This is a genomic window from Micromonospora palomenae, from assembly GCF_007829925.1.
In the GTDB taxonomy this organism is placed as follows: Bacteria; Actinomycetota; Actinomycetes; order Mycobacteriales; family Micromonosporaceae; genus Micromonospora; species Micromonospora purpureochromogenes.
Genome location: NZ_VIXA01000002.1, coordinates 275,089 through 290,884, shown reverse-complemented (window position 1 = coordinate 290,884; position 15,796 = coordinate 275,089). Strand labels below are relative to the sequence as shown.

General features: G+C 73.8%; 13 protein-coding genes. 10 read left to right on the top strand and 3 right to left on the bottom strand.

The window, feature by feature from the left end:
* Window position 1 precedes the first annotated feature (1 nt).
* Entirely contained in the window at window positions 2-1,042 is a 1,041-nt protein-coding gene (locus FHX75_RS12260) for a S66 family peptidase (RefSeq protein ID WP_154939506.1), read from the top strand.
* Window positions 1,043-1,106: 64 nt separating this feature from the next.
* On the opposite strand, the gene FHX75_RS12255 is transcribed toward FHX75_RS12260, so the two are convergent.
* A complete protein-coding gene (locus FHX75_RS12255; protein WP_154939504.1) occupies window positions 1,107-2,018 on the bottom strand; it encodes a cyclase family protein in 912 nt (303 codons plus the stop codon).
* A 473-nt stretch (window positions 2,019-2,491) separates the two neighbouring features.
* On the opposite strand from FHX75_RS12255, the gene mfd reads away from it, so the two are divergent.
* The 4 genes from mfd (at window position 2,492) to FHX75_RS12235 (ending at window position 9,677) form a co-directional block, all read left to right on the top strand.
* Window positions 2,492-6,136 carry a transcription-repair coupling factor gene (gene mfd, locus FHX75_RS12250; protein WP_154939502.1) on the top strand — a complete coding sequence of 1,215 codons (3,645 nt, stop codon included), beginning with the start codon at window positions 2,492-2,494 and terminating at the stop codon, window positions 6,134-6,136.
* A gap of 62 nt (window positions 6,137-6,198) precedes the next feature.
* On the top strand, window positions 6,199-6,984 hold the full coding sequence (locus tag FHX75_RS12245; protein WP_154939500.1) for a DUF4179 domain-containing protein: 786 nt from the start codon (window positions 6,199-6,201) through the stop codon (window positions 6,982-6,984).
* A gap of 2 nt (window positions 6,985-6,986) precedes the next feature.
* The gene (locus FHX75_RS12240; RefSeq protein ID WP_154939498.1) at window positions 6,987-7,967 is read left to right on the top strand and encodes a nucleoside triphosphate pyrophosphohydrolase; all 981 of its coding nucleotides are present in this window, start codon (window positions 6,987-6,989) and stop codon (window positions 7,965-7,967) included.
* Window positions 7,968-8,057: 90 nt separating this feature from the next.
* Window positions 8,058-9,677, top strand: coding sequence for a DUF885 domain-containing protein (locus tag FHX75_RS12235; protein WP_154939495.1), 1,620 nt, complete (start codon window positions 8,058-8,060; stop codon window positions 9,675-9,677).
* A 6-nt stretch (window positions 9,678-9,683) separates the two neighbouring features.
* Here FHX75_RS12235 and nudC read toward each other — a convergent pair whose 3' ends face one another.
* Together nudC and FHX75_RS12225 are read right to left on the bottom strand one after the other, a co-directional pair.
* The gene (nudC, locus tag FHX75_RS12230; protein ID WP_246157980.1) at window positions 9,684-10,613 is read right to left on the bottom strand and encodes an NAD(+) diphosphatase; all 930 of its coding nucleotides are present in this window, start codon (window positions 10,611-10,613) and stop codon (window positions 9,684-9,686) included.
* Entirely contained in the window at window positions 10,610-11,302 is a 693-nt protein-coding gene (locus FHX75_RS12225; protein WP_154939493.1) for a hypothetical protein, read from the bottom strand. The genes nudC and FHX75_RS12225 overlap by 4 nt, the downstream gene beginning before the upstream one ends.
* Before the next feature lie 233 nt (window positions 11,303-11,535).
* On the opposite strand from FHX75_RS12225, the gene eno reads away from it, so the two are divergent.
* From eno to FHX75_RS12200, 5 genes are all read left to right on the top strand, one after another.
* Complete coding sequence (gene eno, locus FHX75_RS12220; RefSeq protein ID WP_088963944.1) at window positions 11,536-12,819, top strand: phosphopyruvate hydratase; 1,284 nt, start codon at window positions 11,536-11,538, stop codon at window positions 12,817-12,819.
* 30 nt (window positions 12,820-12,849) lie between these two features.
* The gene (locus FHX75_RS12215) at window positions 12,850-13,473 is read left to right on the top strand and encodes an FtsB family cell division protein (protein ID WP_154941939.1); all 624 of its coding nucleotides are present in this window, start codon (window positions 12,850-12,852) and stop codon (window positions 13,471-13,473) included.
* 34 nt (window positions 13,474-13,507) lie between these two features.
* A complete protein-coding gene (locus FHX75_RS12210; protein ID WP_154939491.1) occupies window positions 13,508-14,065 on the top strand; it encodes a DUF501 domain-containing protein in 558 nt (185 codons plus the stop codon).
* A 1-nt stretch (window position 14,066) separates the two neighbouring features.
* Complete coding sequence (locus FHX75_RS12205; protein WP_154939489.1) at window positions 14,067-14,579, top strand: amino-acid N-acetyltransferase; 513 nt, start codon at window positions 14,067-14,069, stop codon at window positions 14,577-14,579.
* A gap of 268 nt (window positions 14,580-14,847) precedes the next feature.
* Window positions 14,848-15,795: a Ppx/GppA phosphatase family protein gene (locus FHX75_RS12200; RefSeq protein WP_154941938.1), complete on the top strand. Its 948-nt coding sequence runs from the start codon at window positions 14,848-14,850 to the stop codon at window positions 15,793-15,795.
* Window position 15,796 lies beyond the last annotated feature (1 nt).

The window sequence follows — 15,796 nt, the reverse complement described above, 5'->3', positions numbered from 1 at the left end:
CATGACCTTCCCGACCTACCCGCGCAAGCCCCGCCCCGGCGACCGGGTCGCGGTCGTCTCACCCTCCGCCGGCCTGCCGGGTCTCTTCCCCCACGTGTACGAGTTGGGCCTGCGCCGGCTGCGCGAGGAGTTCGGCCTGGAACCGGTGGAGTATCCGACGACCCGGACGATGGGGGCCGACCCGAGGGACCGGGCCCGGGACCTCACCGCCGCCTTCGCCGACCCGACGATCACCGCCGTGCTGGCCACCGTGGGCGGCGACGACCTGATCACGGTCACCCCGCACCTGGACGACGCGGTGCTGCGCGCCAACCCGAAGCCGTACTTCGGCTACTCGGACAACACCAATGTCCTCAACCACCTCTACCGGCTGGGCATCGTGGCGTACCATGGCGGGTCGGTGCTGGTGCACCTCGGCCGGTCCGGCAGGCCGCACCCGCTCACCCTCGACTCGCTGCGCGCCGCCCTGTTCACCTCCGGCTGGTACGACCTCACGCCCGCGCCGGAGTGGGGCGACGAGCCGCGCGACTGGCGCGACCCGGCCACCCTGACGCAGGAGCCGGTGATGTTCCCCGGCACCGGCTGGCACTGGCAGGGCCCGTCGACCGTGGTCCAGGGGCGCACCTGGGGCGGCAACCTGGAGATCCTGCACTGGCTGATGGCCGCCGACCGGGTCCCCGCCGCCACGGAACTGACCGGCTCGGTGCTGGTGCTCGAAACCTCCGAGGAACTGCCGAGCGCCCAGGAGGTGTTCCGGATCGTGCGGAACATGGGGGAGCGCGGGCTGCTCGCGGCCTTCCCCGCCGTCGTCGTCGGCCGCCCCAAGGCGTGGGACTTCGACAGCCCCCGGTCGGTCGCGGATCGGCTGGCGTGGGCCCAGGCGCAGCGGGAGGCGGTCAGCCGGGCGCTGGCCCCGTACCGCCCGGACGCGGTGGTGGTCTTCGACGTCGACCTCGGCCACACCGACCCGCAGCTGATTATCCCGTACGGCGGGGAGATCCGGGTGGACGCCGTCGAGCGCCGGATCTCGGTCCGGTACTGAGGCGGGCCGCTCCCCGCCCCGCTCTCCTTCCGGTGCCGCGTCCGGCGGACGCCGGGGAGTCGGGTCAGCCGACGACGGCGAAGGCGCGGACCGGGAAGGTGCCCATGCCGGCCACCATGGGCGGTGCGGCGGTGAAGCGGAACCCGTCCGGGGGCAGGGCGTCCAGGCCGGTCAGGTGCTCCACGATCGGGATGCCGGCGGCCAGCAGCGCGCTGTGCGCCGGGCGCTCGCCCCCGGACGCCGGGCTCATGTCGTCGATGTTGATCGAGTCGATACCGACCAGCGCGGCGCCCGCCTCGACCAGGGCGCGGGCCCCGTCGCCGGTGAGGTACGGGGCGTCCGGCGCGCCGTACCGGTCGGTGCCGAAGTGCGCGGACCAGCCGGTGTGCAGCAGCACCGCCCGCCCGGCGACGTCGTACGGCGCCAGCAGCAGCCGGTCCACCGCGCGGGTGCCGGCCGGCACCCGGACCACCAGGCCGGGCAGGTCGGCGAGCCGGTCCAGCGGGACGCCGGTGAGGTCGACGCCCTCGGCCCAGCGGTGCGCGGGAGTGTCCAGGTACGTCCCGGTGTTGGCGATCATGTCGATCCGGCCCACCTGGAACTCGGTGCCCGGGGCGTAGTTCGCCCGGGACGCCTCGCGGGTCAGCCATTCGCTGATCCGGGGGCCCGGCCAGCCGGGCAGGGTGGTCATGCCATCGGTGATCACGTGACTCAGCTCGACGAGGCGTCGGCCCGTGTCGCCCGTTTCGGCGCTGACGCCCCGGCCGCCCTTGTGCGGCTCCTCGATGATCGTTTTGCCGCTGATCCGTACGTCGGCGACCATCAGCAGCCCGAGGTGGCGGATGAAGAGCGCGGCCAGCGCCTCGTCGTCGATCTCCCGCCCCGGGATGTCCAGCCGGAACCCGTCGGTCCGCAGCCCGCCCCCGTTGGCGAACGTGACCTCCGCGTCGAACTGCGCCCGGTACTGCTCTCCCATCCACCCACCCGACCACGCCCACACACCCCAGTCAAGATCCACCCGGCCCGGCGCCCCTGCAAGATCCGCGCACTTTCGGAGAATTCGTGGCCTCCGGCGCGGAAACAGCCCCGCTTTCCGTGAATCTGCGCGCATGGAGCGGCGCGCGGGCGGGGTGGAGGGTTGCGGCAGCTCCGCGTCGGGCGGGTCGACGTCGCCGTCGGCGAGGGGGTGGCTGACGGGCATCTCGTCGTGAGGTGGTCCGTGCGCGGGGATCACCGCCGACCTGGTCCGGCATCCTGCTGGGGGCCGTGCTGAACCCCCGGTTCGCCGGTTCCTCCCGTCGCCGCGGCCGCCGCGGCTCCGGCACCGGCCCGGCCGCCACGGCTCCAGCCCGGATTGTCTGCCGAGGGGGATAGTCTCGACAGGTGCACCCCCCGTCCGGCTGGACGCGGGGCCGTCGCCGTGCGTCGATTTCCTGGAAGTGATCACAGATGCTCACCGGACTCTTCTCCGCCGCCCTGGCCGATCCCGGGCTGGCCCGGGCGCGTGACCTGGCGCGCTCCGGTGCCGCCCAGGTCGACGGCCTCGACCTCACCGCCCCGGCGGCGCTGCGCCCGTTCGCCGTGGCCGCCGTCGCGGCCGATCCGGTCGGCGCCGGTGGTGGCGCCGGCCGGCCCGTGCTCGCCGTGACCGCCACCACCCGGGAGGCCGACGACCTGGCCTCGGCGCTGGGCAGCCTGCTCCCGCCCGAGCAGGTGGCGGTCTTCCCGTCCTGGGAGACGCTGCCGCACGAGCGGCTCTCCCCCCGCTCCGACACCGTCGGCCGCCGGCTGGCCGTGCTGCGCCGGCTGGCGCACCCGCAGTCGGCCGACGCGCACGGCCGTACCGGCCCGCTGCGGGTGGTCGTCGCGCCGGTGCGGTCGCTGCTGCAACCGCAGCTCAAGGGGCTCGGCGATCTCGAACCGGTGCAGCTCACCGCCGGCGACGAGGCCGACCTGGAGGAGGTGGCCCGCCGGCTCACCGACATGGCGTACGCGCGGGTCGACCTGGTCACCAAGCGCGGCGAGTTCGCCGTGCGCGGCGGCATCCTGGACGTCTTCCCGCCCACCGACGAGCACCCGTCCCGGGTCGAGTTCTGGGGCGACGAGGTGGAGGAGATCCGCACCTTCGCCGTCGCCGACCAGCGCACGATCGAGCAGGTCCCGCAGCTCTGGGCGCCGCCCTGCCGGGAGCTGCTGCTCACCCCGTCGGTGCGGGAGCGGGCCGCCGCCCTGGCCCAGGAGCACCCGGAGCTGGCCGAGATCCTCGACAAGCTGGCCGAGGGCATCCCGGTCGAGGGGATGGAGTCGCTGGTCCCGGCGCTGCTCGGCAACGAGAGCCTGGAGCTGCTGCTGGACTGCATGCCGGCCGGCACCCACGTACTGCTCTGCGACCCGGAGCGGATCCGCACCCGGGCGCACGACCTGGTCCGTACCTCGGACGAGTTCCTCCAGGCCAGTTGGGCCGCGGCCGCCGTCGGCGGCCAGGCCCCGGTCGACCTCGGCGCCGCCGCCTTCCGGACCCTGGCCGAGGTACGCGCGGCGGCCCGCACGCTGCGCCAGCCCTGGTGGACCCTCGCCCCGTTCGGCCTGGTCGAGGCGGACGCCGCCGCACCGGTCCGGCAGCCCTGGGAGGACGAGCCCACCGAGGTCGACGTCACGCCCGACGACGCGATCGCGGTGAGCCTGGCGGCGCAGCCCGCCCCGCTCTACCACGGCGAGACCTCGCGGGTGGTCGACGACCTGAAGCGCTGGGCCGGCGAGGGCTGGTCGATCGCGCTGGTCTTCGAGGGGCACGGCCCCGCCCAGCGGGCCGTCGAGGTGCTCCGCGACGCCGGTCTGGGCGCCCGGCTGGTCGAGGAGGTGCCGGCCGCGCCCGCCCCCGGCGAGGTGCTGGTCAGCTGTGGCTGCCTGACCGCCGGCTTCGTCGACGAGGCGTCCCGGTTCGTGCTGCTCACCGGCAACGACGTCACCGGCGGCCGGGGCACCTCGACGCGCGACATGCGCAAGATGCCGAGCCGCCGCCGCAACACCATCGACCCGCTGGAGCTCAAGGCCGGCGACCACGTGGTGCACGAGCAGCACGGCATCGGCCGGTACGTCGAGCTGGTGCAGCGCACCGTCAACGGCGCCTCCCGGGAGTACCTGGTCATCGAGTACGCGCCGAGCAAGCGCGGCCAGCCCGGCGACCGGCTCTTCGTCCCCACCGACCAGCTCGACCAGCTCAGCCGCTACGTCGGCGGCGAGCAGCCCACCCTGCACAAGATGGGCGGCTCGGACTGGCAGAAGTCCAAGGCCCGCGCCCGCAAGGCGGTCAAGGAGATCGCCGCGCAGCTGATCCAGCTCTACGCCGCGCGCAAGGCGTCCAAGGGGCACTCGTTCGCACCCGACACCCCGTGGCAGCGGGAGCTGGAGGACGCCTTCCCCTGGCAGGAGACGCCGGACCAGCTCGCCGCGATCGAAGAGGTCAAGCGGGACATGGAGCAGACCGTCCCGATGGACCGGCTGATCTGCGGCGACGTCGGCTACGGCAAGACCGAGATCGCCGTCCGGGCCGCCTTCAAGGCGGTGCAGGACGGCAAGCAGGTGGCCGTGCTGGTGCCCACCACGCTGCTGGTGCAGCAGCACTACAACACCTTCGCCGAGCGGATGAGCCAGTTCCCGGTGACCATCCGGCAGCTGTCCCGCTTCCAGACGCCGAAGGAGTCCGAGCGGACGTTGGAGATGATCGCCGACGGCACCGTCGACATCGTCATCGGCACCCACCGGCTGCTCCAGACGGCGACCCGGTTCAAGCAGCTCGGCATGGTGGTCATCGACGAGGAGCAGCGGTTCGGCGTCGAGCACAAGGAGCACCTGAAGACGCTGCGCGCCTCGGTGGACGTGCTGAGCATGTCGGCCACCCCGATCCCGCGGACGCTGGAGATGGCGATCACCGGCATCCGGGAGATGTCCACCATCGCCACCCCGCCGGAGGAGCGGCACCCGGTGCTCACCTTCGTCGGGGCGTACGACGACCGGCAGGTGGCCGCCTCCATCCACCGCGAGCTGCTCCGCGACGGGCAGGTCTTCTACCTGCACAACCGGGTCGAGTCGATCGACAAGGCGGCGCGCCGCATCCGCGAGCTGGTGCCCGAGGCGCGGGTCGCGGTGGCGCACGGCCAGATGGGCGAGGACGCGCTGGAGAAGGTGATGGTCGGCTTCTGGGAGAAGGAGTTCGACGTCCTGGTCTGCACCACGATCGTGGAGTCCGGCATCGACATCCCGAACGCCAACACCCTGATCGTGGAGCGGGCCGACCTGCTCGGCCTGGCCCAGCTGCACCAGATCCGGGGCCGGGTCGGTCGCGGCCGGGAGCGGGCGTACGCGTACTTCCTCTACCCGCCGGAGAAGCCGCTGACCGAGCACGCCCACGAGCGGCTGGCCACCATCGCCCAGCACACCGAGCTGGGCGCCGGCATGTACGTGGCGATGAAGGACCTGGAGATTCGGGGCGCCGGCAACCTGCTCGGCGGCGAGCAGTCCGGCCACATCGAGGGCGTCGGCTTCGACCTGTACGTCCGGATGGTCGGCGAGGCGGTGTCGGCGTTCAAGGGCGAGCGCCAGGAGGAGGAGGCCGACGTCAAGATCGACCTTCCGATCGACGCGCACCTGCCGCACGACTACGTCGGGGTGGAGCGGCTGCGGCTGGAGATGTACCGCAAGCTGGCCGAGGCCCGCGACGAGGAGCGGCTGCGCGAGGTGGTCGCCGAGATGACCGACCGGTACGGCGAGCCGCCCGCCCCGGTGCAGAACCTGGTCGCGGTGGCCCGGTTCCGCCTGCTGGCCCGCCGGTACGGGCTGACCGACGTGTCGATGCAGGGCAAGCACATCCGGTTCGGCCCGCTGCCGCTGCCGGACTCCAAGCAGCTGCGCCTCAAGCGCTACCACCCGGACTCGGTCTACAAGCAGGCCACCGACCAGGTCAGCGTGCCGCGGCCGAGCACCCGCCGGGTCGGCGGCGAACCGCTGCGCGACCAGGCGCTGCTGGAGTGGTGCGCGCAGCTCCTCTCCGACGTGCTGGGCGAGCCGGCGGCGCTGGCCGGGGCGTCGGCGTGAAGCGGTCCCGCCCGTGGTGGGCGGCGTCACACCGCCGTACCGGGCATGAGAGAGTGACCGGCATGCGTGCACGCCGTCTCATCGCCGCCGCCAGCGTCGCGGCTCTCGGTGTCCTCTCCCTCGCCGCCTGCGGGAAGTCCTCGCCCGACGTGGCCGCGTACGTCGGTGACCGGACCTACTCGGTCGACCGGGTGGACGCGATCTACGACGACGCCCAGGCGAAGTACGCGGAGGCGATCCGCCAGAGCGCGACGCAGGCCGGCGTCACCCCCGACGCGGAGCAGCTTCGCTCCCGGGTGACCCGGCAGGACGTGGTGAACCTGCTGGTCAGCATCGACCTGGGCAAGCGGGTCGTGGCCGAGCAGGGCCTCCAGGTGCCGGACCAGGTCACCCCGGAGCAGCTCGCGCAGCAGCTCCAGATGCCGCCGCAGGCCGAGTTCGCCAAGCTCTGGGGCGAGTGGGCCGACATCTCCATGGTGCTCAGCCAGAAGCTGCCGCCGGCCGAGCTCAGCGACGCCTCGGTGATGGCCGTCTACCACGCCATCGAGGAGACCGGCGGGATCCAGTCCGGGCTCTCGGTGGGCGAGGTGCGGCAGCTCTTCGGCGAGGGCGGCTTCGTCCGTACCGCGTCGGCGCTCAGCGCGGCGCTGGAGGAGGAGGCCGACAAGGTGGACCTGTCGGTCAACCCGCGCTTCCGGCCGCTCGGCGTCCCGTCCTGGGTCAACAAGGGCCAGGAGCTGGTCTTCTACGCCCTGCCGTACGTCGACGCCAGCGGCCCGGTGACCGACATTTCGACCCCCGAGCCGGTCACCACCCCGGCCGAGCAGACCGGGCCGGTGGCCCCCTGAGCATGTCCGCACGGATCGTCCTGCTGGTCACCTCGCCCCGGCTGCCGGCCGGCCTGCTGACCGCGGCCGCCTGGGACGTCGTACGCTCCGCGCCGGTGCTGGCCGGCGGGGAGAGCGCGCTGACCACGGCGGTGCGGGCGGCGGGCGCCGAGGTCACCGTGGTCGAGGCCGGCGCCACGCAGGCGCTGCTCGACGCGGTGGCGGCGCACGGCACGGCGGTCTGGCTGGCCGGTCCCGCCGGTGACGAGGCGCTCGCCCGGGAGCTGGGCCTGCGGCTGGCCCGCCAGCCGGGGCTGGCCGAGCTGGAGCTGATGTACGGCTCGTGGGACCCGCCCGGCGCGCGGCTGCTCGACGCGGTCGAGGTGATGGACCGGCTCGCCTCGCCCGGCGGTGACCCGTGGAAGCGCTCGCAGACCCACCGCAGCCTCGCCGGCTTCCTGCTGGAGGAGTGCTACGAGGCGTACGACGCGATCAGCGCCGACGACACCGACGCGCTCCGCGAGGAGCTGGGCGACGTGCTGCTCCAGGTGCTGCTGCACGCCCGGCTGGCCGAGGAACTGCCCGAGGGCGAGCGGTGGAGCGTCGACGACGTGGCCGGCGGCCTGGTGGACAAGATGGTCCGCCGCAACCCGCACGTCTTCGCCGGCGCGGAGACGGGCACGTTGGAGGAGATCGAGGCGAGCTGGGAGCGGATCAAGCAGGCCGAGAAGGCCCGCGCCTCGGTGCTGGACGGCATCGCGCTGAGCCAGCCCGCGCTCGCCCTGGCCGCCAAGATCCTGGACCGCGCCGGCCGGATCGGCCTCGCTGTTCCGCCCCCGCTGGCCGACACCCAGGTCGACCCGGAGGCGCGACTCGGTGCCAGCCTGCTGGCCACCGTCGCCGCCGCCCGGCAGGCCGGCATCGACCCCGAGGCCGCCCTGCGCCGCACCACCCTCGCCTACGCCGACGCGGTCCGCACCGCCGAACAACCCCCCACCCCCTGACCCGACTCCGGCATTCCGCCCCCGGCAACCTCATGATCGACGCAAGTCGGTGGGCGGGTGCCGGGACGGTGCGGTCGGTAGGGTCGGGGAATGGAAGAGTTCGTGCCGCTGGCGGAACGCATCGTCGAAGCGTTGCTGGAGAGCCGCCCCGGGCTGGCCACCTCCGCCGGTGACCACCGGTACGACGATCGGCTGCCCGATCTCTCCCCGGAGGCCGTGAAGGCCGACCAGGCGATGCTGCGGGAGGCCGCCGACGCGCTCTCCGAACTCGACCCCGACGCGCTCGACGTGGCGGAGCAGGTCGACCACGCGCTGCTCAGCGCCTTGGTCGACCGGGAGCTGTTCGAGCTGGGCGAGATCCGCGGGTACGAGTGGGACCCGCTGCGGCACAACCCCGGCCCGCTGCTGCACGCGGTGCTCGCCCGCCCGTACGCCCCGGTCGAGGAGCGCCTCACCCACCTGGTCGGGCGGCTGTCGGCCGTACCCGATGCCCTGGCGACCGCGCGCGCGACGCTGCGCGACATGCCCCGGATCCACGCCGAGACGGCGGTGGGGCAGTTCACCGGCACGGCGGCGCTGATCCGCGACGAGGTGCCGCTGCTGCTGGCGCAGGCGCCCGCCATGTTCGACCGGGTGGAACCGGCCGCCACCGGGGCGATCGCGGCGCTGGAGGAGTTCGTGGCGTGGCTGCGCATCGGTCTCGCGGCCGACGCCGGCCCGGGGCGCGACCCCCGGCTGGGGCGGCGGCGCTGGGAGGCGCGGCTGTGGCACACCCTCGACACCGAGCTGGGCGCCGCCGAGGTGCAGCGCCGCGCCTGGGCAAACCTGGACCGGGTCACCGAGGAGATCCGCGCCGCGGCCGTCGAGCTGGTCGGCGGCCCGGCCGACGACGAGACGGTACGCCGGGCGCTGGACCTGCTCGCCGCCGAGCACCCCGACAATCACTCCATCGTGGACCTCGCCTCGACCACCCTGGACGAGGCGGTCGACTTCGTCCGGGGCCGTGACCTGGTCACCCTGGTCGACGATCCGTGCGTGATCCAGGAGATGCCCGAGTTCGCCAGGGGCGTGGCCGTCGCCTACTGCGACTCGCCCGGCCCGCTGGAGACGGCGGCGCTGCCCACCTTCTACTGCATCTCGCCCACCCCGGCGGACTGGCCCGCGCACCGGGTGGAGTCGTTCTACCGCGAGTACAACGATCACATGATCCGCAACCTGACCGTGCACGAGGCGATGCCCGGCCACTTCCTCCAGCTCGCCCACGCCCGCCGGTACGCCGGCCCGACCCGGGTCCGCCCGCTGACCGAGTCCGGGGTGTTCATCGAGGGCTGGGCGGTCTACACCGAGGAGCTGATGGCCGGCCTCGGCTTCGGTGGCCTGCCGGTGCGGTTGCAGCAGCTCAAGATGCAGCTGCGGATGACCATCAACGCACTGCTGGACCAGCTGGTGCACTGCGAGGACATGCCCGAGGCGGAGGCGATGGCGCTGATGACCGGGCGTGGCTTCCAGGAGGAGGGCGAGGCGGCCGGCAAATGGCGGCGGGCGCTGCTCACCTCCACCCAGCTTTCCACGTACTTCGTGGGCTACAGCGAGATGGCCGACATCGCCGCGGCGCGCCCCGACGGGGTGTCGGTGCGCGAGTGGCACGACGCGATGCTGGCGCACGACTGCCCGCCGCCGCGCCACCTTCGCACCCTGCTGGGCGTCTGACCCGGCTCAGCGCCGCCTGGCGGTCACCGCCGCGTCGATCAGCCAGCGCGAGATGGAGTACGCCGGCGGCAGCTCCGCCGGCAGCGCGTCCAGCGGGAACCAGCGCGCCTCGGTCAGCTCCCGCTCGTCCACCACCGGTTCGGCGGACGGGTCGGCGGCGGTGGCGGTGAAGCCGGTCAGCAGCGTCCCCGGACCGGACATCGCCCAAGGCTGGCTGCCGAAGTACGCCACCCGGTCGACGGCGAGCCCGACCTCCTCGCGGACCTCCCGGCGTACCGCCGCCTCCAGCGTCTCGCCGGCCTCCACGAACCCGGCGACCAGCGCCCACAGCTCCGTCGGCCCGTAGGCGTGCCGGACCAGCAGCAGCTCGTCGGGGCCGCCGGCCGGGGCGGGGCGGGTGATCGCGGTGAGTACGGCGGCGGAGAGCCGCATCGGCACGTACAGGTCGCAGCCGGGGCACCGCCGGGCGGTCTCGCCGGGCACGTCGGCCAGTTCGGCCCGGCACGCCCCGCACCACCGGTGGGTACGCCGCCAGGTGACCACGGCCAGCGCCCGCCCGGCCGCCGTGGCGTACGGCTCCGGCAGCTCGGCGGCGAGCGACCGCCAGCTGCGCCAGCGCCCCCACGACTCCGCGGCCTCGACGACGTCGGCCGCCCAGGCGGGCACGTCGTCCAGCGTGCCGACCGGTACCCAGGCGGTGTCGGCGGGCAGCTCGCCGACGCGGGCGAACCGCCCGTCGGCGCGGGTGAGCACCCGGCGACCGGAGACCGGCAGGGCCAGGTCGTCCGGCGCCGGCGCGGCGGTGCGGTCCGCCCCGGGGAGGAACCCGGGCGTCGCCGGTCCGGACGCCACCGCCGCTGCGGCGGGTGGGGTCGGCGGCTGCTCGGCGGCGGGCGGCCGGTGGCCGGCGGGAAGGTCCGGGGAGGGGGCGGTCACGAGGTGGCCGGTCGGCGGTCCACCACGCCCGCGCCCGGTGGCACCTCGAAGGTGGCCGGGTCGACCGTCTCGGTGTAGCGGGTCAGCGCCATCTCGGTCGGCGTGCCGTCGAGGGTGCCGGTGAAGCTGCCGAGCAGCCCCTCGGTGGTGACGCAGGTGGTGAAGTCGCCGGCCGAGCGCCGCACGTCGACGCAGGTGGCGTGGTGGCCGGCGACGGTGGTGTCGCTCTGGGTGACCTGGGCGCCCGGGTCGAGGGCGGCCTCGGTGAGCAGCGCCATCACGGCCGGCGGGGTGACCAGTCCCCGCTTGTCCGCCTCGGTGTAGACGACCACCGACGGCTTGCCGGCGGTCAGCTCCGGCGGCAGCACGGTGCAGGCGGTCCGGCCGCCGGCGTTCTCGCACCGGGTGACCGCCTCCTGGGTCACCGTGATCTTGCCGTCCGGCCAGGTGTAGGCGGAGCGCAGCGGCTCCTGCGTCTGCGCGATCGAGGCCGTCCGCCCGCCGGCGAACCGGTAGTCCGCGGCCCAGGTGCCGGTCAGCGCGCCGTCCATCCGGGCGGCCAGGTCGTTGACCAGGTCGGCCCGGCCCAGCGCCCGGCCGGCGTCGTCCAGGGTCTGGCATCCGGTCACCGTGAGCGACGCGGCGACCGACACGGCCAGCACGCGGAGGGTGGTCGATACGGCGGGCATGGCGACCAGCGTGGTCGATCGGGTCCACCCGACGCAAACCCGTTGCCGGTTGAGGCCCGAGAATCCGGGAATGTCCGTCTCACCCCGCGCGCCGGTGGGGATCCGGGGCGCGGTACGAACGGCGGGCGACGACGTGCGGCCGGCCGTCGCCCGATACGCTGCGTTCAACACCTGCCCCAGCCGCACCGTCGCGGCCCATACCGGATTCGCACACACGAACGAGGAGCGACTCAGTGGCAACCATCGAGGGAATCGTCGCCCGGGAGATTCTCGACTCGCGGGGCAACCCGACGGTCGAGGTCGAGGTCGGGCTCGACGACGGCACGATCGCCCGCGCCGCGGTGCCCTCCGGCGCCTCCACCGGCGCCTTCGAGGCGATCGAGCTGCGCGACGGTGACTCCGACCGCTACCAGGGCAAGGGCGTCGAGAACGCGGTCGCCAACATCGAGGACAAGATCGTCGACCAGCTCATCGGCTACGAGGCGAGCGAGCAGCGGCTGATCGACCAGAAGATGCTCGACCTCGACGGCACGGACAACAAGGCCGAGCTGGGCGCCAACGCCATCCTGGGCGTCTCCCTGGCGGTGGCGAAGGCCGCCGCCGGCAGCGCCGAGCTGAGCCTCTTCCGCTACCTGGGCGGCCCGAACGCGCACCTGCTGCCGGTGCCGATGATGAACATCCTCAACGGTGGGGCGCACGCCGACTCCAACGTCGACATCCAGGAGTTCATGATCGCGCCGATCGGCGCGCCCAGCTTCCGCGAGGCGCTGCGCTCCGGCGCCGAGGTCTACCACGCGCTGAAGTCGGTGCTGAAGAAGAAGGACCTCTCCACCGGCCTCGGCGACGAGGGTGGCTTCGCCCCGAACCTGCCGACCAACGCCGCCGCGCTGGACCTGATCGCCGAGGCGGTGGAGAAGGCCGGCTACCGGCTGGGCACCGACATCGTCTTCGCGCTCGACGTGGCCGCCACCGAGTTCTTCGACAACGGCACCTACACCTTCGAGGGCAGCGCGAAGTCCGCCGAGGAGATGAGCAACTACTACACCAAGCTCATCGGCGACTACCCGATCGTCTCCATCGAGGACCCGCTGTCCGAGGACGACTGGAGCGGCTGGGCGACCCTGACCGCGGCGGTCGGCGACCGGATCCAGATCGTCGGCGACGACCTCTTCGTGACCAACCCGCAGCGCATCGCCCGGGGCATTGCCGAGAACGCCGCCAACGCGGTGCTGGTCAAGGTCAACCAGATCGGTTCGCTGACCGAGACCCTGGACGCGGTGGACCTGGCGCACCGGGCCGGCTTCAAGTGCATGATGAGCCACCGCTCCGGCGAGACCGAGGACACCACCATCGCCGACCTGGCCGTCGCCACCGGCTGCGGCCAGATCAAGACCGGCGCCCCGGCCCGCTCGGACCGGGTGGCCAAGTACAACCAGCTCCTGCGGATCGAGGAGGAGCTGGCCGACGCGGCGCGGTACGCCGGCGCGGGCGCGTTCCCGCGTTACCGTTCGGCCTGACGCGCTAAGCCTCGGGGGAGGGGTGTGACGATGCAGCAGCGCCGCACACCGGGCGGTCAGCGCCCCGCCCGTCGACCGACCGGTCGGCCGGGCGGGGCCCGTGGCGCCCGGCCGACCGTGCGCGACAGCGGGGTCCGCGCCGAGCCGCGGGCGGCCGCCGGCCGGACGCGGGGCGCCGAGGGCGTCCGCTCCGCGAGCCGCCCCGCCGCCGCCCGTCGTACGGCGGCCGGCGGCACCATCAAGCGGCTCACCGCACCCCACCCCCGACGCTTCACCGGCCGGGCCACCGTGCTCTTCGCGGTGCTGATCGCGCTGGCCCTGGCGTACACCTATCCGGTCCGGGTCTATCTCGACCAGCAGGTGGACATCGAGCGGATGGAGGCGTCGCAGGCCGCGCAGCGGCAGCGCATCTCCGACCTGTCCGCCGAGGCGGCGAAGTGGCAGGACAAGGAGTACATCAAGATCCAGGCCCGGGAGCGGTTCTACATGGTCCCGCCGGGGGAGGTCCCGGTGATCGTGCTGAACGACCCGGAGGGCGCGGCCCGGGACGCCAACGCCGGCAGGCCGCCGGTCCCGCCGAAGACCCCCGACCCCTGGTACGACACGCTCTGGTCGAGTGTGCGGGCGGCGAACGGCGAGCGCCCCGAGAAGTGAGCACCACCCCAGCACCGAACGAGAGATGGGCACCGTGACTGTCGTACCACCGCAGGAGCCGGCGGCGGACTCCGTACCCCTGCCGCAGCGGGAAGCGGCCACCGAGGCCGACCTGGCCGCGGTGGCCGCGCAGCTCGGACGCCCGCCGCGCGGCACCCGGGCGGTGGCCCACCGGTGCCCGTGCGGGCTGCCCGACGTGGTGGAGACGACGCCGCGGCTGGCCGACGGCACGCCCTTCCCGACGCTGTTCTACCTGACCTGCCCCCGCGCGACGGCGGCGTGCAGCCGGCTGGAGTCGGCCGGGCTGATGAAGGAGATGGCCGACCGGCTCGCCGAGGACCCGGAGCTGGCCGCCCGCTACCGCGCGGCGCACGAGGACTACCTCGCCCGGCGGGAGGCGATCGGCCAGGTGCCGGAGATCGCCGGCATCTCCGCCGGCGGGATGCCGGGCCGGGTGAAGTGCCTGCACGTGCACCTGGGGCACGCGCTCGGCGCCGGGCCGGGGGTCAACCCGTTCGGCGACGAGACGCTGGCGCTGGTGGAGAAGTGGTGGGCGGCCGGGCCGTGCGTGGACGTGCCGGCGGCGGAGTGACGTGAGCGCCGCCGACGAGATCGTCGTACGCCGGGCGCGCACCGGTGACGTGCGCGGCATCCGGCGGCTGGTCGACACGTACACCGACGACCGGCGGCTGTTGAGCAAGGCCACCGTCACCCTCTACGAGGACGTGCAGGAGTTCCGGGTCGCGGTGACCGGCGACGGCACCGTGGTCGGCTGCGGCGCGCTGCATGTGATGTGGGAGGACCTGGCCGAGATCCGGACGGTGGCGGTGGACCCGGTGTGCCGGGGCCGCAAGATCGGCCACCGGATCGTCGGCGAGCTGATCGACGCCGCAAGGGAGTTGGGCGTCGCGCGGATCTTCGTGCTCACCTTCGAGACCCGGTTCTTCGGCGCGTTCGGCTTCACCGAGATCGACGGGGCACCGGTGCCGCAGCCGGTCTACGAGCAGCTGCTGCGCTCGTACGACGAGGGCGTCGCGGAGTTCCTGGACCTGGAGCGGGTCAAGCCGAACACGCTCGGCAACACCCGGATGCTGCTGCGCCTGTAGTCCCTGGATCGCCCTCCTCACCGGCCTCGGCGCCCGCCGGGCATCTCGACACCACGGCGCCGCCCCGGCGTGTCGCGCCGCCCGAGGCATGACCCTTCTCAGCGGTATGCCTGAGAGTCACAAATATGCCTGACAGGCATACCGCTCAATCAGGTCCATGCCCCTGTCGCCGTCCGTCCGCTCGCCGCTCGGCCGCCGCGGAGGTGGCGGCGCGACCCCGGGGCCGGGGCCGGCAGGCTGCCGTAGGGTTGCTGCCGTGACGACGCGTGTGGCCGCCATCGACTGTGGGACCAACTCCATCCGCCTGCTGGTCGCCGACCTGCCCGACCCGTCCGCCGGCGCGCAGGCGCCGCTGGTTGACCTGAGCCGCCGGATGGAGATCGTCCGGCTCGGCCAGGGCGTCGACCGGACGGGGCGGCTCGCCGCGGAGGCGATCGAGCGGACCCGGGTGGCGCTGGCCGACTACGCCGCCGAGATCGAGAAGCTGGGCGCCGAGCGGGTGCGGATGTGCGCCACCTCCGCCTCCCGGGACGCCGCCAACGCCGGGGACTTCCGGGCCATGGTCGAGCAGACCCTCGGTGTCGCGCCCGAGGTGGTCACCGGCGACGAGGAGGCCCGGCTCTCCTTCACCGGCGCGGTCCGGGGACTGCCCGCCGACGCGGAGCCGCCGTACCTGGTGGTCGACATCGGCGGCGGCTCGACGGAGTTCGTCGTCGGCACCCGGGAGGGCGGGGTGCAGGCGGCGATCTCGATGGACATCGGCTGCGTCCGGATGACCGAGCGGCACCTGCACGGCGACCCGCCCACGCTGGACGAGATCGCCGCCGCGCAGGCCGACATCGCGGTCGCGGTGGACCGCGCGCTCGAGGCCGTCCCCGGCCGCCAGGCCGCCACGCTGGTCGGCCTCGCCGGTTCGGTCACCACCGTCGTCGCCATCGCCCAGGGCCTCACCGAGTACGACCCGGAGCGCATCCACCACGCCCGGGTGTCGTACGACCGGGTGGCCGACGTGACCGCCGACCTGCTGGCGAAGACCCGTGACGAGCGGCTGGCCATCCCGGTCATGCACCCCGGCCGGGCCGACGTGATCGGGGCGGGCGCGCTGGTGCTCCGCGTGATCATGGAGCGGGCCGGCATGCCGTCGGTGGTCGCCTCCGAACACGACATCCTCGACGGCATCGCCTGGAGCCTCGCCCCGCAGGGCCAGCGTCAGTAGT

Bases quoted from the DNA above. Each gene is read 5' to 3' on its own strand.
- FHX75_RS12260 (WP_154939506.1), top strand. From the start codon at position 2: ATGACCTTCCCGACCTACCCGCGCAAGCCCCGCCCCGGCGACCGGGTC.
- FHX75_RS12255 (WP_154939504.1), bottom strand. From the start codon at position 2,018: ATGGGAGAGCAGTACCGGGCGCAGTTCGACGCGGAGGTCACGTTCGCC.
- mfd (WP_154939502.1), top strand. From the start codon at position 2,492: ATGCTCACCGGACTCTTCTCCGCCGCCCTGGCCGATCCCGGGCTGGCC.
- FHX75_RS12245 (WP_154939500.1), top strand. From the start codon at position 6,199: ATGCGTGCACGCCGTCTCATCGCCGCCGCCAGCGTCGCGGCTCTCGGT.
- FHX75_RS12240 (WP_154939498.1), top strand. From the start codon at position 6,987: ATGTCCGCACGGATCGTCCTGCTGGTCACCTCGCCCCGGCTGCCGGCC.
- FHX75_RS12235 (WP_154939495.1), top strand. From the start codon at position 8,058: ATGGAAGAGTTCGTGCCGCTGGCGGAACGCATCGTCGAAGCGTTGCTG.
- FHX75_RS12225 (WP_154939493.1), bottom strand. From the start codon at position 11,302: ATGCCCGCCGTATCGACCACCCTCCGCGTGCTGGCCGTGTCGGTCGCC.
- FHX75_RS12215 (WP_154941939.1), top strand. From the start codon at position 12,850: ATGCAGCAGCGCCGCACACCGGGCGGTCAGCGCCCCGCCCGTCGACCG.